This window comes from Burkholderia sp. AU33803 (assembly GCF_002223095.1).
GTDB lineage: Bacteria > Pseudomonadota > Gammaproteobacteria > Burkholderiales > Burkholderiaceae > Burkholderia.
In genome coordinates this window covers 2,210,018-2,232,958 of the sequence record NZ_NKFJ01000006.1, presented here as the reverse complement: position 1 = coordinate 2,232,958, position 22,941 = coordinate 2,210,018, and the positions used below count along the sequence as shown (strand labels likewise).

Genomic DNA, 22,941 nt, shown 5'->3' with positions numbered 1-22,941 from the left:
CCGCCGCCGCGCCAGCCGGCTGCGTGGGCGTCTAAGCGCCGGCCAGCGCCTTCACCAGCTCCGGCGGGGCGTGCTGCCCGACCGTGACGTCCGGCGTGCCGTGCCACGCCGCGAGCTTCTTCACCGCCTTCGCGACATCGGCTGCGAGCCCCGTGCCGAACCGTACGCCCGGCTCGACATGCACCGCCTTCAGTTCGAACGTGCCGAGCGTGCGATGCGCCTTCGCGTCGATGCGCCCGACCAGCCGCCCGCGATGCAGCACCGGCAGGCAGAAATAGCCGTAACGCCGCTTGTGCCCTGGCGTATAGCATTCGATCGTGTAGTCGAAACCGAATAGCGTCGACGCACGCCGCCGATCCCATACCACCGGATCGAACGGCGACAGCAGCGTCGTGACCGTCGAGCGCAGCGTGTCGGCCTGCGCGGCCGGCAGCAACGCTTCGAGCGAGCGATGCACGTAGGCCGGCTCCTTCCAGTCGTCGATCGCCACCGGGATCAGGTCGCCCGCGCCGGCGAGCTGCTCGAGCTCCGCGCGGTAGGAGCGGCGCGGCAGCCGATAGTAGTCGGCCACCCAGTCCGCGCGCACGACGCCGAGCGCCCGGCACGTGTAGTCGAGCAGCGCGGGCAGCACGGCGCTGCGCGGCGGCAGGTCGCGCGTATCGTCCCAGTCGGGCAGCACGCGCTCGCGCACGTCGTACACGCGCTGGAAATTGCGGCGTTCCGACACCATCAGGTCGCCCGTCGTGAACAGCACTTCCAGGTGGCGCTTCTCGGGCTTGCGATCCCACCAGCCGTTGCCTTTCGCGCCATCCTCGCGGGCAAAATCGGCCGACCGTACCGGGCCCTCGGCGCGAATCCGCGCGAGCAGCCGCTCGATCTCGGGACGATTCTGCTCATGCCACTCGGCCGCGTATTTCCAGCCCATTCCCGACGGATCGAGCATCTTGTAGCGCATCAGGCCGAACTGCTCGACCGGCAGGAAGCACGCCTCGTGCGACCAGTATTCGAACAGGCGCGCCTCGGCGAGATGTTCGTCGAGCCACTGCGGCGCGAAATCGCCGAGACGGCTGAACAGCACGAGATACGGGCTGCGGGCGACGACGTGAATGGTGTCGATCTGCAGCTGCGCCATCCGGCGGATCGTGTCGAGCACGTCGGCTTTGGTTGCCTTGCGGCGGGGCGGCGTCAGCAGGCCTTGCGCGGCGAGATGCAGCGCGCGGGCGGCGGCGGTCGAGAGCGTAAGCATCGGAAGGGGCGGCCGGGAGTGATGGTCGGGAACCACTTTAGCGCGAAAGCGGCGCACGCGTGCGACGTGCCGATGCACCGTGTCTGACAATGCTTGACAGATGCGTTGCGCAAGTTTCCCTATAGTGCAGTTCATGGCGCAACGATAAACACGCGCAACGCTTTTGCTTCCGACGCACATATGTCCATGGCACGCAGGAAGCGAATCCGGGATTCTCAACCCCCATCGGGAGACCCGGAGCCCTGAGCGGACATCCATGCGGCTGTGCACCGGCCCCGTGTGGATGTCCGCTGATTTTTTTGTATTTTCCGGTTTGCTTCGCGGGCGGTTTTTCCTTTCCTTTTGCCCGTTCCGTCCCTCTCGTGATTTCCCGCCCGTCTGCCTGGTGGCTATTGCCGCTTGCCGCGCGCGACTTCGTCGCCGGCGCCGGGCGGCAGCCGCCGCGTGATTGGAATCGACGCGAACGAGCACAGCCCGACCACGAGAAACGCGGGCCAGAAATCCGACCACATCATCTTCTGATGGCCCTGCAGCCAGTGCGAAATGTGCAGCACGAGGCCGGCGACCGTCACGCCGAGGCCGAGCGACATCTGCTGCACGACGCTGCCGAGGCTCGTCGCGCGGCCCGCGTCGCGCGGCGAGATGTCCGCGTAGATCATCGAGTTCAGGCTCGTGAACTGCAGCGCCGGGAAGATGCCGCCGACGAGCACGATCAGCCAGATCGCCCAGGTCGCCATGCCGGGATGGAACACGCCGTACGCGGCGATCGCGAGCCCCGCGAAGGCCGCGTTGTAGATCAGCACCGTGCGGAAGCCGAAGCGGCGCAGCGTATGGGTGGCCGTCGAGCGGCTCATCGCGCCGCCGAACGCGGACGCGCACGTGATGAGCCCCGAATGGAACGCGCTCATGCCGAGCCCTTCCTGCAGCGCGAGCGGCAGCAGGAACGGCACCGCGCCGAGGCCGATACGGAACAGCGACCCGCCGACGACGCTCGCGTGATACGTGGGGATCTTGAGGAAGCTGAGGTCGAGCACCGGGCGCTCCTTGCGGCGCGCGTACGGTACGTACAGCGCGAGCAGGACGGTGCCGGCCACGCACATGACGAGCGCGTTCGAGCGTGACGTGAGCGCGCCGTCGATCAGCGTGAGGCCCATTAGCAGCAGCGCGGCGCCGCTGGCCGACAGCAGGAAGCCGAACCAGTCGAGCGGGCCCGGATCGGGCTCGCGCGTGTTCGCGATGTGCTTGCTGGCGAGGTAGATCCCGTAGATGCCGATCGGCACGTTGATGAAGAAGATCATCCGCCAGTGCAGGTAGGTCGTGATGAAGCCGCCGACGAGCGGCCCGACCGTAGGCCCGAACAGCGCGGGAATCGCGAGGTAGTTCATCGCGCGCACGAGATCCGAGCGCGGCACGGCGCGGAAGATGATGATGCGGCCGACGGGCACCATCATCGCGCCGCCCACGCCCTGGATGAAGCGCGCGAACGTGAGCACGCCGAGGGAATTGGAGGCCGCGCACATCAGCGAGCCGACGACGAAGATGCCGATCGCGGTGCGGAATACGGAACGTGCGCTGAAGCGGTCGGCCAGCCAGCCGCAGATCGGGATGAACACGCCGAGCCCGACCACGTAGGCGGTGATCGCAATGTTCAACGTGACGGGGCTGTGCCCGAAGTCCCGCGCCATCGCGGGGAGGGCGGTGACGATGATGTTCGCGTCGACGCTTTCCATGAACAACGCACAGGCAACGATGAGCGGTGCTAGAAAGACGGGCGACATGGGCTGGGCGCGCGGTAAAGACGCCATTATGCCCACAATGTGACCGTTGAGTCACGTACGACAACAGTTGTTCCGCATGTTGCAACAGTCATCCTGGTTGGCGGCGGCATGGAAAGAACGACTACATGACGCTGCTGCGCGCGCTGGGGCTGCGCGATGCGCCGCGCTCGACGCGCGTGCGTGGCGGGCCATGTCCGATTATCTGTATCCGCGCGAGTTGCACGAATCGAAACTTGCTTGATCCGCACGTTTCGTGCGACAGTCGGATCCACTCGCATCACCAAACGACGCGCATCGATCGAGGGCCATCGAGACGAGCGCGCGCGCGAACGAGACCTCGTGCCGACCCACTCACCATCGAAAGGAGGGGACACGTCATGACGTCACGTCGTGCCGCATCGATCGCATCGCGCTTCTCAAGCCGCTTCTCAAGCCGCTTCTCAAGCCGCTTCTCAAGCCGCTTCTCAGGTCGCTTGTCAGCCCGACTCTCGCCGCCACCCGCGCCACCCGCGCCGCGTCTTCGCTGGGCTGCCGCGCTGGCCGTCGCGTACCTCGCCGTTGCCGGCTGCGCCGCCCAGGCCGACAACGCGGGCCAGGCCGCCGCGCAGGCAACTACCCAGTCGGCTACGGCCGCGATTGCTATCCCCGCGTCGGGCACGCTGCTGCCGCCGCCGAGCCAGCTATACGGCGACCTGTTCGTCGCGGTGCAGACCGCGCAGATCTATCCCGACCAGAAGACCTTCGTCGACGCGACGCCCGATGGCGATCCGGCGACGATCGTGCAGTTGTATCAGCAACAGAAATCGCAGCCGGGCTTCTCGCTGAAGGCGTTCGTCGCGCAGCATTTCACGCCGCCCCCGGAAGGCGGCGTGACGCCGCCGCCGAACCAGACGCTGCGCGAGCACATCGACTGGCTGTGGCCGCAGCTCACGCGCACGAGCACGACGGTGCCGCCGTACAGCTCGCTGATTCCGCTGCCGAAGCCGTATGTCGTGCCCGGCGGCCGCTTCCGCGAAGGCTACTACTGGGACACCTATTTCACGATGCTGGGGCTGCAGGTGTCCGGGCGCGAGGATCTCGTCGACAACATGCTCGACAACTTCGCCCATCTGATCGACACGATCGGGCACATCCCGAACGGCAACCGCACGTACTACGCGAGCCGCTCGCAGCCGCCGTTCTTCGCGTACATGGTCACGCTCGCCGCGCAGGCCGAAGGCGACAAGGTCTACCAGAAATACCTGCCGGAGCTGCGCAAGGAACATGCGTACTGGATGCAGGGCGAAGCCACGACGCCGCGCGGGCAGGCTACCCGCCATGTGGTCGCGATGCCCGACGGCGCGGTGCTGAACCGCTACTGGGACGCGAGCGATACGCCGCGCGACGAGTCGTATCTCGAGGACGTGACGACCGCGAAGTCGGTGCCGGGGCGTCCGGCAAACGAGGTCTACCGCGACCTGCGCGCGGGCGCCGAAAGCGGCTGGGACTACAGCTCGCGCTGGTTCGGCGACGGCAAGACGCTCGCGACGATCCGCACGACGTCGATCGTGCCGGTCGACCTGAACAGCCTGATGTTCCATCTCGAGACGACGATCGTGAAGGGCTGCGCGATCACGCGCGACGTGGCGTGCGTGACCGATTTTTCCGCGCGCGCGGCGCGGCGGGCGGCCGCGATCAACCGCTATCTGTGGAACCGCCGCGGCTACTACGGCGACTACGACTGGCAGCAGCGCAAGCCGCGCGACGCGGTGACGGCCGCTGCGTTGTATCCGTTGTTTGCGGGCGTGGCGTGGCCCGAGCGCGCGAAGGCGACCGCGCGCGAGGTGCGCAAGACGCTGCTGCAGCCGGGCGGCCTCGCGACGACCACCGAGAACACCGGGCAGCAGTGGGATGCGCCGAACGGCTGGGCGCCGTTGCAGTGGATCGCGATCGACGGGCTGCGCCGCTATGGCGAACCGGCGCTTGCGAAGGACATCGGCACGCGCTTCCTGTCCGACGTGAAGCATGTGTATGCGACCGAAGGCAAGCTCGTCGAGAAGTACGTGGTCGAAGGCGCCGGCACGGGCGGCGGCGGGGGCGGTGAATATCCGCTGCAGGACGGCTTCGGCTGGACCAACGGCGTCACGCTGAAACTGCTCGGGCTGTACGGCGAGTGACGCGCGGCGCGGGCCGCGCTGGGGTTGCAAGAGAACGCACGGGCCGGACTGTCGCGCAAGCGGCCGTCCGGCCCGTGTTTGCTTCGGGCCCGCGTTAGAACGTGATCGTCGTGCGCACGCCTACGACCGTTTCGTCGCCGATGCGCGCGCCGGCCGCGTTCGGGTTCGGGATGCCGCCGCCCGGACGGAAGAAGTGCTGCAGGTCGGCCTGCAGCTGCCACCACGGCGTGACCTGGTACTGGTACGTCGCTTCGACGACCGTCTCCGCGCGGCGCACCGGATAGCCGGGCGTCGTGTAGACGCCGGTGTCGCCGTCGAGGCCGCGCGCATGCGAGCCGATCTTCGCGTAGCCGACCGCGATGCCCGCGACGTCGTTGTCGCGTCCCTTGAACGGCGCCTTCAGCGTCACGCCCGCGTTCGCCGCGAAATCGACGGTATTGCGGTCGCCCGGCGCACCCATCACGCGCGCGAACACGTTGACCGAGCGCGGGCTGTCGGCCGACGGCCGCCATACCATCTGGTCCGCGACCGCGTAGAACGAGTAGTTGCCGCGATGGGTCGCGGCAATGCCGTTGCTGGCGGGATCCGCGAGCGACAGGCCATCGGTGCCGTAGCGCGGGTCGTTCGCATGCTGCGACTGATACCAGAAGCCGAGCTTGTACGTGCCCGGCAGGCCGGCCGGTTGCGGCGCCTTCGGATCGGCGGGCGGCGCGTTCAGCGCGTACTGCACTTCGCCGATCACGAATGCGCCGCTGCGCAGGTTGAAGTTGGTGCCGTGCGCGTTCAGCACCTGCGCATCGCCGTCGCTGCGGCCGGCCGGGTTGCCGTCGAACACGCCGACCATCGCGGTCCACGCATCGGACGGCTTCACGCGCAGCCGCACGCCGAGCGACGACAGCGGATATGCAGGGCCGCCGGCCGGCAGGTCGGTCGACGGCAGCACGGGCCAGCCGAACGTGGCGTTCATGAACGTCGCCGCGTTCTGGCTCACCATGAATTCCTGGTCGACGCTCTGCTGGCCGACCTTCACGTCGGCCTTGCCGTCGAGCAGCGACTGCTGGTACCAGAGTTCCCACAGGCGCGTGGTCGAATTCGCCTCGATGCCGGTCGCGGTCTGCAGCGTCTGCAGATAGCGCTGCGTGAGGTTGGTGCCGTGAATCTGCAGCGCCGACACGTTGAACGTGCCGCCCGGCAGGCCGACCGCCTTGCCCGTGTCGACGTTGAAACCGAATTGCGTGAGCCCCTGGTACGCGCCGCCGCGATGCGTGCCGCCCGACGTGTTGTACAGGTACTCGCTGGTTTCCTGCAGGCTCAGCGTGATGCCGTGATCGCCGAGCACGTCGCGCAGGCCGCCCATGTTGCCGAGCAGGTTCGAGCGCTCCCAGAAGCCGGTGGGGGCGGGCGCGGCAGCATCGGCGGCCTGTTGTGCGGGCGCGGCGGCGTCGCTGACGCCGGCCGCCGGTTCGGCCGCGGCCGGTGACGACGCTTGCGCGAACGCGGACGTGGCGGCGAGCGACAGCAGCAGCGTGGCGAGCGCATTGACGCGGAGCTTGCGCGGGACGGGTTCGAGGTAGTTCTTCATGTGGGTTCCGTTGGCGGTTTGATTAGTTAGGCTGAAGAAACGAAAACGTGTTGCGGGAAGCGTGGCGAGACGAGACGGTCGCGCGGCGGCACCTGGCGCGTGGCGCTGCCGCACGCCGGCGGGGCTTACGGCAGCCAGCCGCCGATGCGGCCCACCTGCGCGAAGCCGAGGCGCGGCGCGGCCGAGCACAGCAGCGCGACGAGGGCGACCGCGGCGGCCATCACGGCGACCAGCAGGCAGTCGAGCGGGCGGGGCGCCGCCGGCACGTGGGCGAGCGCCGTGCCGCGCCAGTTGCTGAACGCGTGGGCGAGCGGCGACAGGCCGGAGACGAATGAGCGGTCGCATGCGACATGCACGATGCGCTTGAGTCTGACCGCGAACGATTGAAAAAACATGACGCTGCCTCCGTCGTGTCCGGCTCGGGCCGGACGACGTGGTCGAGCGCGGGCGCATGACGCGGCCCGCGATCGGAGGGTGGAACGTAACGGAGCGTGCAACGGACGAACCGGCGATGACCGGCTCGGGAGGAAGCGCGCTAACCCGACGAATGCGAGTTAGCGGCGAAAGACATGCGTCTGGCTGCTATCTCGCGATGGCTTGGCCGGCCTGGACCGGCATCGAACTGCAACTAGAGCATGTGTCCACGGAGGGACTCCCTTGATGAATTGCGGCGGATTGTATTCGCGTCGTTTGCTGCAGCGCAAGTAAAAAACGCATAAAAAATGGCGCACGTTGCGCGGGCACTTCGGCGGCCCGTTCCGGCACGGGGCGGGCAACGAATCGGCAACGAATCGGCAACGGATCGGCAACGGATCGGCAACGGATCGGCAACGAAGGCGCGCGACCGGACGCGCCGCCGCGTTGTTCATACGCATCGCCTCCCGGCTGCACCGCATGCCCTGAAAGGTTGCGCCACGTGTTTTCAAGGGCAATTCTTTCAGTGCCGCGACGCGCGAAATTTATTTCGAGAAATGGGGTTTCGAGGGGTTGACTTCACTTTCGGGCCGTCCATAGAATCCGCCATCTTCACTCTTGGGGCCGCCGCCTTGGACGCCTGCAGTAGTCGATCTTCGAACGAAATTTCCGCCTGAGCGACCGACGTCCGCGCCTCATCGAAGCCGCCGTTTGTCTCCCAGGCAAACGGTGCGCGCAGCAGTATTCCGCAGTAACCCCCTACGTGCACCCTGATTCGCGCCGGTTAGCGTGATGCGTTTTCGCATGCGCCCGCCGGTTTCACCGCCGCCCGGCAGGCGGCCGCGTTCGCGCACGCCTTTTCAGGCATCGCGAATGCCGGCCCGCCCGCCTGACGGCGGTCAACCGTGTTCTCCGGAACACCGCACAGGAGCCGCCATGAACGACAGTGACAGTTGTCCCTTATGCCCGTTGCACGCACAGACCCTTTTGAACCCGGGTCGCAGGGACAATCCGGCCGACTAGCCTGACACGTCGTTCAGGCCCCGGACTGGCCCCGCGCCCCACACGCGGCCGGCAGCCTGCCGTCGCCGCACGGAGCCAGATCATGAACTTCGGCCTTCTGCTGTCGAATCTCCCGCACGTCACCGAATCGCGCAACCACTACGAAGCGATGCTGACGCTCGACGCCCGTCCGCGGGTGTTCGCCCGCCTGTTGAACCAGCTGAAATCGTTGATCCACTGAAGCAGGAAGTACCGAGCGCGCCTCGGCATGCGCACGCACGGCCGCCATCGCGCGGCCGCCCCGCGCGTATTCCAAGGTCACACGCTCTTCAGATAACCCTTAGCCGTACGGAATAAATCATGTCCACGCCATCCAACGTTTCTCCACCGATCGCCGCCGAACGCAGCGCCGTGCTCGACGAAGCCCACCTGGGCGATATCCGCGGCGCGCTCGGCACGATCGCACGCCACGACACCGGTGCACGCGGCACGTGGTGGGCGCGTCTGCGCACGCTGCTCGCGATCATCGGCCCGGGCCTCATCGTGATGGTCGGCGACAACGACGCCGGCGCATTCGGCACCTATACGCAGGCCGGCCAGAACTACGGCACGACGCTACTGTGGACGCTGCTGCTGCTCGTGCCCGTGCTGTACGTGAACCAGGAAATGGTGCTGCGCCTCGGCGCGGTCACGGGCGTCGGCCACGCCCGCCTGATCTTCGAGCGCTTCGGCAAGTTCTGGGGCGCGTTCAGCGTGATCGACCTGTTCCTGCTCAATGCGCTCACCATCGTCACCGAGTTCATCGGCATCACGTTCGTGCTGGATTTCTTCGGGCTGCCGAAGGTGGCCGGCGTGTGCGTGGCCGCGGCGTTGACCATGGCCGCGGTGAGTACCGGCGACTTCAGGCGCTTCGAGCGGTTCGCGATCGGGCTGTGCCTGCTGAGCCTGCTGCTCGTGCCGGTGCTCGTGGCGATCCATCCGCCGGTCGGGCAGATCACGCGCGATTTCTTCATCCCGAACTGGCCCGCGCATTCGAAGCTGTCGGACGTGATGCTGCTCGTGATCGGCATCGTCGGTACGACCGTCGCCCCCTGGCAGCTGTTCTTCCAGCAGAGCTACGTGATCGACAAGCGCATCACCCCGCGCTTCATGAAGTATGAAAAGGCGGACCTGTGGATCGGCATCGCCTTCGTGCTGGTTGGCGCAGTGGCGATGATCGCGTTCTCGGCCCAGCTGTTCTCGGGCCATCCGGAATTCGGCAACTTCACCGACGCCGGCGGCATCATCGCGGGCCTCGAGAAGTATTCGGGCCGCACGAGCGCGACGCTGTTCGCCGTCGCGCTGCTCGACGCGTGCATCATCGGCGCGGCGGCCGTTTCGCTGTCGACCGCCTACGCGATCGGCGACGTGTTCAAGATCCGTCACTCGCTGCACCGCAACGTGTCGGACGCGAAGGGCTTCTATCTCGTCTACTTCGGCATCGTCGCGGCCGCCGCTGCGCTGGTGCTGATCCCGGGCAGCCCGCTGGGCCTGCTGACGGAAGCCGTGCAGACGCTCGCGGGCGTGCTGCTGCCGAGCGCCACCGTATTCTTGCTGCTGCTCTGCAACGACAAGCAGGTGCTCGGCCCGTGGATCAACTCGACGAAGCTCAACGTGTTCACCGGCGCGGTGATCTGGGTGCTCGTGATGCTGTCGATCATCCTGACCGCATCGGTGATGTATCCGGACATCAGCGGCGAAGCGATCCTCGACGTGCTTGTGGGCGGCAGCGTGCTCGCGATCGTCGGCTATCTTGCGACGGTGCTGATCCGCCGCAACAAGCGTGTCGTCGAACCGGGCGTCGACCGTACGCAGCGCGATACGTGGCGCATGCCGCCGCTCGAGACGCTCGAGCCGCAGAAGATGACGATGACGACGCGCGTGTGGATGGCCGTGCTGCGCGGCTATCTCGTGATCGCGGTCGGTCTGGTGATCGTCAAGGTGGTGCAGATGACGCTGCTGAAGTAACGCAGGTCGTCTTCCAGGAAGCGGCGCCGGACCCGGCACCGCGCCGCAACCCGTACATGCCGGCCCGCGAGGCCGGCATGTGCGTTTACGCGTCCGTTTGCGACAGGCCGCGCACGCCGCGCGATCGTCAGATCAGCTCGAGCTTCGACGTCAGGTACGTGAGCTGGATGCGGTTCGCGACGCCGAAGCGCTTGCGCAGCTTGCGCAGGTGATAGTCGACGTTGTGTGCGCTGGTGTCGAGGCGCCGGCCGATCTCCTTGTCGGAGGCGCCTTCGGCGATGCCGAGCAGCAGTTCCTGCTCGAACGGCGTGAGCCCGTTCACCGCGCGCTCGCGCGACGTCGAGATCAGCTGCGGCGACGCGAACTTGTGCACCGACAGCCCGATCGACAGCGCCTGCTCGATCGTCGCCGGCGTGATCCATTCGCGCGTGCGGCGCGGCGCGGTGAAGCTCATGAACGCATGCAGCCGCGTGCCGGGCACGGCCATCGAATACATGATGCCGCTGCACATTCCGTCGTCCTGCATCGTTTGCAGGAAGCCGTCGAGCGCGGCCGGCGTCGCGCGCGGGCCGGCGTCGCGCTCGCGGTGTTCGCGGCGCAACTGCTGCAGGTCCCACACGATCGGCATGTTGCACACGCGCGCGCCGAGCGTGCGCGGGTCGATGTCGTGATGGCTGTGCCGCACGTAGTCGCCGCGATAGGTGGCCGGCGTGAAGGCTTCGTGCAGGTAGAGACTTTCGACGCGCTCATGCGCGAATTCGAGCGCGAAGTATGCGAACGTCGAGAAGCCCGTCAGGTGCAGCAGGCTCGCGACGATGCGGCTGCGTTCGGCCGTGCTCTGCGCGTGCGCGAGCGTATCGGCGACGCCGAGCTTCGGCGCGTGCGGCTGCGTGAGCTCGCCGCGCTTCACGTCGTCGCACCAGACGACCTGCACGGGGCGCTCCCGCAGCACGTCCGGGCACGCGTTCAACCCGTGCGTCGGGCGGGGAAAGGTTGGGGCGACCGCTTCTTCATGCAATGCAATATCGGACATGTGCCATCCCTCGGAATCGACGCGCATCGCCTGGCGGCGGCCGTATCGTGTACGGCGTTCGTGGCGGTGCGATCGAGCATCGTGTGATATGCGCCGATCGTCATCCCTGACGAAACGCGGGGGCATTGTACAAAAATGCCTGTGTATGCGTAATATGCCGTAATACTAATGGCGGCGGAAGATTCCTATTCGCACGCCGATAACGAAGACCAGACAATCCAAAAAGAAAAGACCAGATCGTGACGGGGCGCAGGTTCACATATTGGGAAAGGGCGGGCTCCTCATGACATATGCTGACGGCGCACCACGCGTCGAGTGGTTTTCGCAGGCCGATATCGCAACGACTGCGGCTTATTCGAATCAATATCAGGCAATCGGGCACGACGTTTTTACCGGCGCTCCAATTGAGTCCGGTAAAACCGACCTTGCTCCGGTCGATTTCGCGCAATGCCATGCGCGCTTGCGGCAAATCGGTTTCAGTACGCTCGGTTACGGCGCTTTCGAAATGATCGGGCGGCGCATCCTGTGCGCGCATCTGCTGCGCGACCTCGCGCCCGCGACGTTCATGCAGCCATTTATCGAAGGGATGCTCTACGAGAGCGATCCGCGGTTCGCACAGGTGCGGCAAAGCGGCTTTCCGGTCGCGTGGCGGCTCGACGAGATCGAGGCGGCCGCGCAGGGCAGCGGCGACCGCAAGATGCTGGCACTCGCCGGCCATCTGCGCGCGCACGCGATGAACAGCGGCGTGCTGTTCGGGCTGTCGGCGCCGCGTCTCGATTTGCGTGTCGCGGTGAACGTGACGTCGGAGACGCACGGCACCGACTGGATCGACGATCGCGTGATCGGCGGTGCGCTGTCGGTGAGCCTCGCCGTGCATCGTGTCGCGTTGCCGTTCCTCGAGGCACGCATCGCACGGATGCGCGGCTTCGCACTCGGCGACGAGCAACAGCAGGTGCTCGACCGTCTCGTGCATGGGCTGTCCGACCAGGAGATCGCGAGCGCGCTGCGCACGTCGCTGCACAAGGTCGGTCACCATATCCGCTCGCTCGAAAAACTCTTCAACGTGCAGAACCGCGCGCAGCTTGCGTATCTGGCGGCGCGCCGGCTGCCGTCCTGACGCGGTCCGTTCCCCGTTTTTCCGCGTGACCCGATGATCGCCGGGCCGGCCCGTCCGTGGCCGGCCCGGCGGGGCACGTCGGCCGCGCGTACCGTCGTGATGCACGCACGCTGCTTGACAGCGTTTTTTTCGAGTGATTGCAGCATTCACCAGTGAATTATTGCTGATTTATTTCTTCGTAATATGGCTCGACCGTCACGCCGGACGGCGGGCCGCGAGGTTGCGCCATGCGTGACGGAACTGGTCAACAGGGGCAGACAAATCAATGTGCGGAATCGACGGCTTTCTGAATAGCGTCGCCTTCGATGAGGAGACAGCACGCGGCACGCTCGCGCGCATGACGGCAAGCCTCGCGCATCGCGGGCCGGACGGACAGGGGATCTGGGTCGATCCGGAAGCCGGCATCGCGCTCGGCCACCGGCGGCTCGCGATCGTCGACCTGTCGGTCCACGGCCGACAGCCGATGGCATCCGCGTGCGGCCGCTACGTCATCGTCTTCAATGGCGAAATCTACAACCATCGCGAACTGCGCGCGGAGCTCGAGCGCGCGGGGCGCGCACCGGCGTGGCGTGGCCACTCCGACAGCGAGGTGCTGATCGCGGCGATCGTCGCGTGGGGTGTCGAGGCGACGTTGCGGCGCGCGACCGGCATGTTCGCGATCGCGCTGTGGAATCGCGAATCGCGGGTGCTGACGCTCGCGCGCGACCGGATCGGCGAGAAGCCGCTCTACTATGGCCGGATCGGCGACGCGCTCGTGTTCGCGTCCGAGCTGAAGGCGCTGCGCGGCTATCCGGGCTTCGACGGCGCGATCGATCGCGACGCGTTGTGCCTGTATCTGCGCCAGTCGAGCGTGCCCGCGCCGCATACGATCTATCGTGGCATCCGCAAGTTGCCGCCCGGCACGTATATCCAGTTCGAGCATGCGCGCGATACGCCGCGCCTGCGTGCGTACTGGACGCTCGATCAGGCGATCGAGGACGGTCGCGCGCAGCCGTTCGAGGGCAACGCCGACGAGGCCGTCGGCCAGCTCGACACGGTCTTGCGCCAGGCCGTCGCGCGGCAGATGGAGGCCGACGTGCCGCTTGGTGCGTTCCTGTCGGGCGGCGTCGATTCGTCGACGATCGTCGCGCTGATGCAGGCGCAATCGTCGACGCCGGTCGATACGTTCACGATCGGCTTCCATGAAGCCGGCTACGACGAAGCCGGGTATGCGAAGGCGGTTGCGCGTCACCTCGGCACGCGTCATACCGAGCTCTACGTCACGGCCGACCACGCGCTCGGCGTCGTGCCGAAGCTGCCGTCGATCTACGACGAGCCGTTCTCCGATGCGTCGCAGATCCCGACCTTTCTCGTGTCCGAGCTGACGCGCCGGCACGTGAAGGTGAGCCTGTCCGGCGACGGCGGCGACGAGCTGTTCGGCGGCTATACGCGCTACTTCCTGACGCCGCGCCTGTGGCGCAAGCTGCATCGGGTCCCCGGCGCCGTGCGCGCCCGGATCGCCGCCGCGCTGCATGCGTTGCGGCCGGATCATGCGGACCAGCTCGCGGCCGTCGCGCAGGGTGCGTGGGGCGGCGTGGAGGCACGCGAATCGGCCGCGCGCATCGGCGATCGCCTGCACAAGCTCGGCCACGTGATGACGGCCGAGAGCCGCATCGGGCTGTACCGGCTGCTGATGTCGTCGGTGCATCATCCCGAGCGCCTCGCGCTGTCGGGGCAGGAGCCGGCGACGCCGCTCGACACCGCATCCGCGTGGCCCGCGCACCTGAGCTTCGCCGAGCAGGCGATGGCGATCGATACGCTCACGTACCTGCCGACCGACATCCTCGCGAAAGTCGATCGCGCGGCGATGGCCGTGAGCCTCGAAACGCGCATGCCGTTCCTCGATCATCACGTCGTCGAATTCGCGTGGCGCGTGCCGGCGGCGGTGCGTTTGCCGGAAGGGCAATCGAAGGCGCTGCTGCGCCGGCTGCTCGACCGGTACGTGCCGTCCGCGCTGATCGACCGGCCGAAGCAGGGCTTCTGCGCGCCCGTCGACCACTGGTTGCGCGGCGCGCTGCGGGATTGGGCCGAGGCGCTGCTGCGGCCGTCGCGGTTGCGCGAGGAAGGCTTCTTCGATGCGGCCGCGGTCGAGCGCCTGTGGCGGCAGCACGTGACCGGCCGGATGAACTGGCAGCACCAGTTGTGGACGGTGCTGATGTTCCAGGCGTGGCTGGAGGCGCAGCGCGCCGCATAAGGCGGTGCACCGCGCGTCGTCACTCGTCGAGGCAGCGCATGCAGCGCTGCTTCGCGGCGTTCGAGTGCAGGCCGCGGCACATCGTCATCACGGGCCGCGCATGGCACGAAGGCGGATCGGCGGACGCCGCGGACGACGCCTGCCGGCGTGCGCGCTCGGGCGGGGTGGTCGCGGCGGCATCCATCCGTCGCTGGCGTGCGGGCGGCGTGTCGCGCCCGGCGCTATCTTCATCGGGATTGCCGGACGTCATCGACGCGACGTGCAGCGCGCCGTCGTCGGCTGCATGCGCAACGGGTGGCGGCGTGGCGCACATGAGCGCAACCAGCGCATACAGGCAGGCGACAACGGTTCGCGACGCGCGCATTTTCATGGTCATTCCGTTCGTTCCGGGGCCGGCGGCGCGAAGGGCGCGCGGCTGCTGCGTCGATTGTAGGGACGACGCAGGCCGAGTGTCACGCCGGAATCCGTCGTCACGGGCATGGACGGTGGCATGGGCGGCGATGGACGGAGCGGGCGCGACGAAGCGTGATGCGCGAGGACGTCCGGCTGCCGGCGCGCAAAAGCGACCGCCGCCCGGAGGCGGCGGTCGGGTCGCGACTGGCTGGCGGGCCGGGCGGCGTGCAGGCCGCGCCCGACGGGCGGGCCGCGAGGCGCTGCGGATCGCCGCAGCGCGTTGGGGGGAGCGTGACCGGCGCGCCGTGTGCGAGCGGCGCGGGGAAAGCGTCAGGCGTAGTCGGCGGCCATCACGGCCGGCGGCGCCACGCGCAGGATCGGCGCGGCTTCGTGGCGCTCGACGTGCGTCATCGCCGCACCGAACAGCACGAGACGATAGCCGACCGCGTAGATCGGGATGATCCGCAGGTTCTTGTCGTGATCGAGCTGCAGCTTCGAACGGATACGCGAGATATGGGTGTCGAGCGTGCGCGACGACACGCCGAGCTCACGACCCCACACGGCTTCCTGGATTGCCTGCCGCGGCACGATCTTGTTCATGTTGTCGAGCAGGAATTCGACGACGTCGAATTCACGCGGCGTCACATCAATGATCTTGTTGTCGATTTCGATCGTGCGGCGCACGAAGTTGATTTTTATGTTGTCGATGTACAGGTATTTGCAATCCATGGTGGCCCTCGCATGTCCATAAAGGAGTGTTTGCGGGTCCTGTGCTGCAACTTTCGGGCCAGGGAGCGGATCGTCGGGGATCGACCGGAGGCGGCGCCCGTGCAGGCGGCGCGGCAGCCTTGAATTTAAAAGAAATTTTAACGGGAGGCGCGGGGCGGAGAGAAACGGGGGCGGGATAACTTTGAAGGATTGTTACGTAGCATCGGCCGGCGACGTTACGGGCGTTACGTCCGACGTAACGTGCGGGGCGAGGCGGGCGGCGGGCCGGCGGAGTGCCGCTGCAGCCGAATGGCGAACCCGATATCGAACCCTACATCGAACCCTACATGGGTCGATGGATTGTTCATACGAATCAATGTGTTACGGGTGTTTTTTGCCGACATCGAACCCTACATTGCCAGCCTCCTGAATTAAAAAACGCCGGCCGCGAGACGTCTCCGCCCGCGGCCGGCGTTCCAGGCCATCCTCAAGCCTTCGCGCTATCCGCCGAATCGAACGGCAGCACGTAATGCCGCTTGCCCGTCGCCGCGAAGATCGCGTTCGCGACCGCCGGCCCGATCGGCGCGACGCCCGGCTCGCCGACCCCGGTCGGCGCTTCGGCCGACGGCACGATATGCACTTCGACCTTCGGCATCTCGGCCATCCGCAGCACGTGGTAGCCGTCGAAGTTGCGCTGCTCGACCTGGCCGTCCTTCAGCGTGATCGCGCTGTGCATCGCCGCGCCGAGCCCGAAGCCGATGCCGCCTTCCATCTGCGCGGCGACGATGTCGGGATTGATCGCGATCCCGCAATCGACCGCGCACACCACGCGCTCGACCTTCACCTTGCCGTCCGCGTCGACCGACACCTCGGCCACCTGCGCGACATAGCTCTTGAACGCCTCGGCGACCGCGATCCCGCGCCCGCGGCCCTTCGGCAGCGGCTTGGCCGGATCCCAGCCGGCCTTCTGCGCGGCCAGGTCCAGCACCGCGCGCATGCGCGGCTCCTTCGCGAGCAGGTCGCGGCGGAACGCGTACGGATCTTTACCGGCCGTGTGCGCGGCTTCGTCGATGAACGCCTCGACCGCGTACGCCGTGTGCGAGCTGCCGACCACGCGCCACCACAGCACGGGCAGGCCGACCTGGGTGGTGGTGAGCTCGACCGACACGTTCGGCACCGCGTACGGCAGGTTCGCCGCGCCCTCGACCGAGGTGGCGTCGATCCCGTTCTTCACCATGAACGCCGCGAACGGCGTGCCGGCTAGGATCGACTGGCCGACGATCCGGTGGCGCCAGCCGACCAGCTTGCCGTCCGCGGTCAGCCCCGCGTCGAGCTTGTGGAAGTACATCGGCCGGTAGAAGCCGCCCTGGATGTCGTCCTCGCGCGTCCACTGCAGCTTGACGGGCTTGCCGTCCGCGCCGAGCGCCTTGGCGATCGACACGGCCTCGACCACGTAGTCCGACCATGCGTTCGCGCGCCGGCCGAAGCTGCCGCCCGCGTACAGCGTGTGGATCTGCACCTGCTCGGGCTTCAGGCCGGCCGTCCGGGCCGCGTTGGCCTGGTCGACGGTCTGGAACTGGTCGCCGGCCCAGATCTCGCAGCTGTTCGCCGTCAGCTTGACGACCGCGTCGAGCGGCTCCATCGGCGCGTGCGCGAGATACGGGAATTCGTACGTCGCGCTGATCTTGCGCGCGGCGCCCGTGATCGCCGCGTCGGCATCGCCGTCCTTGCGCGCCGACGTGCCCGGCTTGTCGGCGAGCTGCCGGTATTCGCGCATGATCTCGTCCGAGCCGCGCTTTTCGGCGTTCGTTTCGTCCCATTCGATCTTCAGCGCGTCGCGGCCCTGCTTCGCGGCCCAGAAGCCGGTGCCGACGACGGCGATCCCGCCCGGCACCTGCACGACCGACACGACGCCCGGCACGGCCTTGGCCGCCGTCGCGTCGAACGACTTCACCTTCGCGCCGAAGCGGGGCGGGCGCTGCAGCAGCGCGACGCGCATGCCGGGGACGGTTGTGTCGAGCGTGAAATGCGCGGTGCCGTTCGATTTCGCCGACGCGTCGACGCGCGGAATGGCGTGACCGATCAGCTTGAAATTGGCCGGCTGCTTCAGCGTGACCTTGTCCGGCACCGGCAGCGTCGACGCGTCGGCGACGAGCGTGCCGTATGCGGCCGTCTTGCCGCTCTTCGCATGCGTGACGACGCCGTTGGCGGTCGTCAGCTCGCTCGGCGGCACCTTCCAGCGGGCCGCCGCGGCCGATACCAGCATCGCGCGGGCCTTGCCGCCGGCTTCGCGCAGTTGCTGCCACGAGTTCGACATGGCCGAGCTGCCGCCCGTGCCCTGCATCGTGCCGAACGCGAGGTTCGCGTAGCGTTTCGCATCGGCGGGCGCGCTTTCGACGCGCACGTGCGACCAGTCGGCGTCGAGCTCCTCGGCGACGATCGTCGCGATGCCCGTATACGCACCCTGGCCCATTTCGACGTGCTTCGCGATGACCGTGACGGTGCCGTCGGGCGTGATGCGCAAGAACGCATTCGGCGCGAAGTCGGCGGCGGGCGCGGGCGCGGCGAGCGCGCGGCGGCCGAAGCCGCTGAAGTCGAAGCCGATGGTCAGGCTGACGGCGGCCGCGGCGCCCGCGGCCTTCAGGAACGTGCGGCGCGACGGACGCACCGAACCGGTGTTGTCGAGTTCGATCGTCATGGTCAGGCTCCCAGCGTTGCGGCCGCGTCGTGGATCGCCGCCCGGATGCGGGCGTAGGTCGCACAGCGGCACAGGTTGCCGTTCATCGCGGCGTCGATGTCCGCGTCGGTCGGCTTCGGGTTCTGTTCGAGCAGCGCGGTGGCGGACATGATCTGGCCGGACTGGCAGTAGCCGCACTGCGGCACCTGCAGCTTGACCCAGGCGGCCTGCACGGCCTGCGCGGGCTTGCTCTGCAGGCCTTCGATCGTCGTGACGTGCTTGCCCGCGATGCCGGCGAGCGGCAGCACGCACGAGCGGACGGCCTGGCCTTCGAGATGCACGGTGCACGCGCCGCACTGCGCCATGCCGCAGCCGAACTTCGTGCCGGTCAGTCCCGCGTGTTCGCGAATCGCCCAGAGGACGGGCATCGACGGATCGGCGTCGAGCGTGACGTTCTTGCCGTTCAGGACAAAGGAGGTAGGCATTGTGATTGTCTCCGTGGGGAAAACCCGGCATACGCCCGGTCACAGGGTCTGCTCACGCTCATAGCGGGCTTGCGCTGGCCCCCAGAAGGGCCGAGCGCAAGGAATGCGACGCAGCGAATACTCGACGTATTCGCAAGGAGCATGACGCCGCGATCGGCCCTTCTGGGGGCCAGCCCCACGAATGAATTTATCCAAAACAGGGGAACGTGCGTTGCCGGCCGTATTGCGGCGTCGATCGTCGCTTGTTTGGCTTGGCCAAACGGCGCTCCTCACTCCTTGCACTACGACCGGCAACGCACGTTCGCAAGCCCGCTATGAGCGTGAGCAGGCCCTGAGTGTGCGCGAGCAGCTGGTTTTTGCGTCTACCCAATCCTGCAAATTTATTGAACAATCCTGCAAATCCCCGGCAGGCGGTGGGCGGTTTCGCTATGCTCCCGCGACATGAGGAAATTGATCGAGGAAGCGTCATGGACATGACCGATATCGTGACGTCGCGCGAATCCGGGCAGCGCGAGCTGGCGACGCTGATCAGCCGCTTCGCGCCCGCGGACGGCTCGCATTCAACGGCCGTGCCGGGGTTGATGCTGCACCGGCACACGCGGCCGGTCGATCTCGGCTGCGGCGTGTCGCGGGCCGCGCTCGTGATCGCCGCCCAAGGCTCGAAGCGCGTGATCGTGGCCGGTCAGGCTTACGAGTACGACGCGCAGAATTGCCTGATTACCTCCATCGACTTGCCGATCCTGTCGCGCGTGACGAGCGCGTCGCCGGACGCGCCGTATTTGTGCCTGTCGCTGACGCTCGATCCGCAGCGCATCGTCGAACTCGCGGCCGAGATGCGGCTGCCCGAACCCGATGCGGGCCCCGAAGGCGAGGGGATCGCGCTCGCCGAGCTGACGCCGCCGCTGCTCGATGCCGCGCTGCGGCTGATGCGGCTGCTCGATACGCCGGCCGACATTGCGGTCGTCGCGCCCCTGATCGAAAAGGAACTGCTGTACCGGCTGATGACGAGCGGGCAGGGCACGCGGCTGCGGCACATGGCGATCGCGGGCAGCCAGACGCACCGGATCGCCCGCGCGATCGAATGGATTCGCGATCACTTCGCCGAACCGATGCGCGTCGAGTCGCTCGCGCAGGCGGTCAACATGAGCGTGTCGTCGCTGCATCATCATTTCAAGCACGTGACGACGCTGAGCCCGCTGCAGTACCAGAAGCAGTTGCGGCTGCACGAGGCGCGGCGGCTGCTGTTGCGGCAGGGCGGCGACGTCGGGTCGGTGGCCGCCGTCGTCGGCTACGAAAGCGCGTCTCAGTTCAGCCGCGAATACAGCCGGCTGTTCGGCGCGCCGCCGATGCGCGACGTCGTGCAGCTGCGCAGGAAGGAACTGCTCGGCTGACGGCGGATCGCCGGAAAGCCGGCGCGCGGTCGCTCGCCGCGCGTGTCACCGGGCGACCACCGTCGTCTGCAGGACGGCCGGCGCGATCCGCCAGTCCGGCACGTAATGCGCGGGCCACGCGCCGGGCGTGTCGACCGCGTTGAAATACACCACGGCCTTCAGCAGCGGATAGCGCCACAGCGACCGCTGGAATTCGTCGAGTGCCTCGCGCTTGCGCGAACTCGACCCGTCGACGCCGAGCTCCGTGACCATCACCGGCAGCCCGTAGTCGGCCACCCGCTCGTACTTGGTCCGCAGGATGCTCGCGGCGGACGCGTGGCCGCCGGCCGGCCAGACCGCGCAGCGCGGGCAGTCGAACACGGACAGGCCGACGTCGTCCACATAGCCGCGGCCGGGGAAATAGTCGTCGAGGTTCCGGTTGCCGGCCGGCGACCACACGAAGCGGATCTGGTCGGTCATCGCGCGGCAGGCGGTCACGACCCGCCGGTATGCCTGCACGTAAGCCGATGCATCGCCGATGGCCCACGGATAGCGCCCGGTGTCGGCCTCCATCTCGTGGCCCCAGCGCACGAACACGGGGCTTTTCAACGCCGCGATTGCCGAGCAGGTGGCCGCGATCCGCGCGTCGTAGCGCCCGTGCGCGATATCGTCGAGCAGCGCGCCTTGTCGCGTGTCGCCGGCCGCCCAGGGCTCGACGGTCAGCATCAGCGCGCGGTTGTGCGCCTGCGCGCGCCGGTACGCATCGTCGATTTCCGCACGGATGTCGGGCGCGTTCCACGACACGAACACATGATCGAACGCGAGATTCCGCTCGCCCGCGAGCGTGTTCTCGGGGTCGTAGGCGCCGAGTTCGGGCTGCTTCACCGGTTCGCCCGGCACGGGCGCGACCACGGCCGGCAACCCCGAGCGCCACATCATCGCCTGCCAGCCTCTTGGCGCGCGCAGCCCGATGCCCGACAGCAGCATCGCGAGCGCGACCACGAACAGCGCGTTGCGCACGGGCAGGCGGCTGAAGAACATCTGCCTGAAAGCCGACCACGCGAGCCCTTGCTCGCGGCCATGATTCACCGCGACGACGGCCGCGATCACCAGATACAGGATGCTCGTCAGCGTCGAGAACAGATAGAAGCCGGCGGCGTTGCGCGGATCCTCGACCGTGACGACGGGCAGGCTGCAGAACAGCGAGATCAGCAGATACGGGGCGACCACGCGCAGCGGCGCGTCCTGTTCGACCGCGCCGCCTTTCGGCGTGACCTTGAACGGGAATTCCTTGCCGCGCACGCAGTCGAGCACCGCCGATACGCAGCCGAGCACGACCCACGGCCAGCGTGCGAACACGAACGACAGGCCTTCCCACGACAGCAGTTTCGTATTCAGCGGGCGGCACGACTGGGTCGAACGCGTGGCCCAGGTCACGACGCACAGCAGCAGCACGGCCAGCGGCAGCGCGTAGGTGAGGTACGTGAGGTAGTCGACGTGCGCCCACACGCGGCCGGTCAGCAGCGCGACGACCGGAATCACGACGCCGCCGGCCATCGCGAGCGCGCACAGCGGATACCACAGCTGGCAGAACAGGAACTGCGCCTTCAGCTTCAGCGGCAACCCCATGAAATAGCGGCGCGTGTAGCGCAGCATGATGATCATCACACTCTTGGACCACTGGAATTCCTGCGTGGCCAGGTCGCCGAACGTGCGCGGCCCTTCGCCGTTCGCGATCGCGTTCAGCGCATGCATGCCGCGCCAGCCCTTCGAATTGAAGATCATCGTGGTCGAGTGATCCTCGGCGAGCTCGGGCCCGAGCCCGCCGATCTCGCGCAGCGCGCGGCAGCGCACCGCATAGTGCGAGCCGATGCACAGCGGCGCGAGGCCGCCCGCATAGCCGGCCTGCATCGTGCCGTGCAGCGGCCCCTCGACGTTCACGCGCCCGCGTGCGCTCCAGCTCGTGGCCGCGTTGCTGTCGCAGATGCTCGGCGCCGACACGTAGCCGACGGCCGGATCGACGAACGGCCGCAGCATCTCCTCGAGATAGGTGCGGGTCGGCACATGGTCGGCATCGAGCTGCGACACGAAATCGTAGTTGTCGTAGCCGACCTTGTCGTAGAAGTACGCGAGATTGCCTTCCTTGCACTTGGTCCGGCGCGGCCAGCTCGTCCGGTGGTACGCGGCGACGCCGCGCCGCGTCGACACGAATACGCCGTGCGCGCGGCACCAGTCGAGCGTCTCGGGCGACGGATCCTCATCGGCGAGCCACGTATCGTGCGGGTAGGTCTGGTCGAGCATCGCGAGCAGCGTCGTGCGGACGATGTCGAACGGCTCGGACGGCGCCTTGGTGACGACCATCGCGACGCGCCAGTCTCGCGGCACCGGCAGCGCGGGGTTCGGCACGACCGCCGAGCGGATGATGAAGATGAAGTAGCCGGGAATGAAGGTGGTCCAGAACAGCACGAAGCAGTTGACGCCGAAGCGGAAGGCGTCGACGTAGTGCTCGTCGCGCAACCACCAGCGCCAGAAGATGCCCAGCGCGACGAACCAGCCCAGCGCGAGGAGGTGGAAGACGATGCGGGTGCCGCTGTCCATCAACGGGACGACGAGCGGCACGTCCGCGCTCGTCGAGGCGGCGCGATCCGCGTCGGAGGAGGGGGTGTCGATGGTGTCGGCGGTATCCGGCGCAAGGCCGCCCGCAAGCGACGCAACCAGCTTCTTCATGGTGCTCTCCCGT

Annotated in this window: 15 protein-coding genes and 1 pseudogene; 6 read left to right on the top strand and 10 right to left on the bottom strand. The window is 67.5% G+C overall.

Annotated elements, in window-relative coordinates:
* Positions 1–31 precede the first annotated feature (31 nt).
* The gene (locus CFB41_RS27295) at positions 32–1,246 is read right to left on the bottom strand and encodes a winged helix-turn-helix domain-containing protein (RefSeq protein WP_089458610.1); all 1,215 of its coding nucleotides are present in this window, start codon (positions 1,244–1,246) and stop codon (positions 32–34) included.
* A gap of 389 nt (positions 1,247–1,635) precedes the next feature.
* Positions 1,636–3,024, bottom strand: coding sequence for an MFS transporter (locus CFB41_RS27290; protein WP_089441966.1), 1,389 nt, complete (start codon positions 3,022–3,024; stop codon positions 1,636–1,638).
* Between the two features lie 377 nt (positions 3,025–3,401).
* Between CFB41_RS27290 and treA the strand changes: the two genes are divergently transcribed.
* Positions 3,402–5,180, top strand: a complete 1,779-nt coding sequence (gene treA / locus CFB41_RS27285; protein WP_089458609.1) for an alpha,alpha-trehalase TreA — start codon at positions 3,402–3,404, stop codon at positions 5,178–5,180.
* Between the two features lie 94 nt (positions 5,181–5,274).
* On the opposite strand, the gene CFB41_RS27280 is transcribed toward treA, so the two are convergent.
* Both CFB41_RS27280 and CFB41_RS27275 read right to left on the bottom strand, forming a co-directional pair.
* Positions 5,275–6,762: a carbohydrate porin gene (locus CFB41_RS27280; protein ID WP_089458608.1), complete on the bottom strand. Its 1,488-nt coding sequence runs from the start codon at positions 6,760–6,762 to the stop codon at positions 5,275–5,277.
* Positions 6,763–6,887: 125 nt separating this feature from the next.
* A complete protein-coding gene (locus tag CFB41_RS27275) occupies positions 6,888–7,157 on the bottom strand; it encodes a hypothetical protein (RefSeq protein WP_089432988.1) in 270 nt (89 codons plus the stop codon).
* 1,124 nt (positions 7,158–8,281) lie between these two features.
* Between CFB41_RS27275 and CFB41_RS38310 the strand changes: the two genes are divergently transcribed.
* Both CFB41_RS38310 and CFB41_RS27270 read left to right on the top strand, forming a co-directional pair.
* Complete coding sequence (locus tag CFB41_RS38310; RefSeq protein WP_179243746.1) at positions 8,282–8,419, top strand: hypothetical protein; 138 nt, start codon at positions 8,282–8,284, stop codon at positions 8,417–8,419.
* A gap of 119 nt (positions 8,420–8,538) precedes the next feature.
* The gene (locus tag CFB41_RS27270; protein WP_089458607.1) at positions 8,539–10,185 is read left to right on the top strand and encodes an NRAMP family divalent metal transporter; all 1,647 of its coding nucleotides are present in this window, start codon (positions 8,539–8,541) and stop codon (positions 10,183–10,185) included.
* Positions 10,186–10,312: 127 nt separating this feature from the next.
* On the opposite strand, the gene CFB41_RS27265 is transcribed toward CFB41_RS27270, so the two are convergent.
* Complete coding sequence (locus CFB41_RS27265; RefSeq protein WP_089458606.1) at positions 10,313–11,218, bottom strand: LuxR family transcriptional regulator; 906 nt, start codon at positions 11,216–11,218, stop codon at positions 10,313–10,315.
* A 283-nt stretch (positions 11,219–11,501) separates the two neighbouring features.
* On the opposite strand from CFB41_RS27265, the gene CFB41_RS27260 reads away from it, so the two are divergent.
* Together CFB41_RS27260 and asnB are read left to right on the top strand one after the other, a co-directional pair.
* Positions 11,502–12,335 carry an autoinducer binding domain-containing protein gene (locus tag CFB41_RS27260; RefSeq protein ID WP_089458605.1) on the top strand — a complete coding sequence of 278 codons (834 nt, stop codon included), beginning with the start codon at positions 11,502–11,504 and terminating at the stop codon, positions 12,333–12,335.
* Positions 12,336–12,600: 265 nt separating this feature from the next.
* On the top strand, positions 12,601–14,568 hold the full coding sequence (gene asnB / locus CFB41_RS27255; protein ID WP_089458604.1) for an asparagine synthase (glutamine-hydrolyzing): 1,968 nt from the start codon (positions 12,601–12,603) through the stop codon (positions 14,566–14,568).
* Positions 14,569–14,587: 19 nt separating this feature from the next.
* Here the strand turns inward: asnB and CFB41_RS27250 are convergent.
* From CFB41_RS27250 to CFB41_RS27235, 4 genes and pseudogenes are all read right to left on the bottom strand, one after another.
* Positions 14,588–14,779 (bottom strand): annotated as a pseudogene (locus CFB41_RS27250) (lytic transglycosylase); the annotation flags it as partial.
* Positions 14,780–15,291: 512 nt separating this feature from the next.
* Complete coding sequence (locus CFB41_RS27245; RefSeq protein WP_089458603.1) at positions 15,292–15,690, bottom strand: winged helix-turn-helix domain-containing protein; 399 nt, start codon at positions 15,688–15,690, stop codon at positions 15,292–15,294.
* A 466-nt stretch (positions 15,691–16,156) separates the two neighbouring features.
* Positions 16,157–18,367 carry a xanthine dehydrogenase family protein molybdopterin-binding subunit gene (locus CFB41_RS27240; RefSeq protein WP_089458602.1) on the bottom strand — a complete coding sequence of 737 codons (2,211 nt, stop codon included), beginning with the start codon at positions 18,365–18,367 and terminating at the stop codon, positions 16,157–16,159.
* A gap of 2 nt (positions 18,368–18,369) precedes the next feature.
* Positions 18,370–18,831, bottom strand: a complete 462-nt coding sequence (locus CFB41_RS27235) for a (2Fe-2S)-binding protein (RefSeq protein ID WP_006480868.1) — start codon at positions 18,829–18,831, stop codon at positions 18,370–18,372.
* Between the two features lie 467 nt (positions 18,832–19,298).
* Between CFB41_RS27235 and CFB41_RS27230 the strand changes: the two genes are divergently transcribed.
* On the top strand, positions 19,299–20,222 hold the full coding sequence (locus CFB41_RS27230; protein ID WP_089458601.1) for an AraC family transcriptional regulator: 924 nt from the start codon (positions 19,299–19,301) through the stop codon (positions 20,220–20,222).
* A 45-nt stretch (positions 20,223–20,267) separates the two neighbouring features.
* Here the strand turns inward: CFB41_RS27230 and CFB41_RS27225 are convergent, their stop codons facing one another.
* Positions 20,268–22,928, bottom strand: coding sequence for a glycosyltransferase (locus tag CFB41_RS27225; RefSeq protein WP_089458600.1), 2,661 nt, complete (start codon positions 22,926–22,928; stop codon positions 20,268–20,270).
* Between the last annotated feature and the right edge of the window lie 13 nt (positions 22,929–22,941).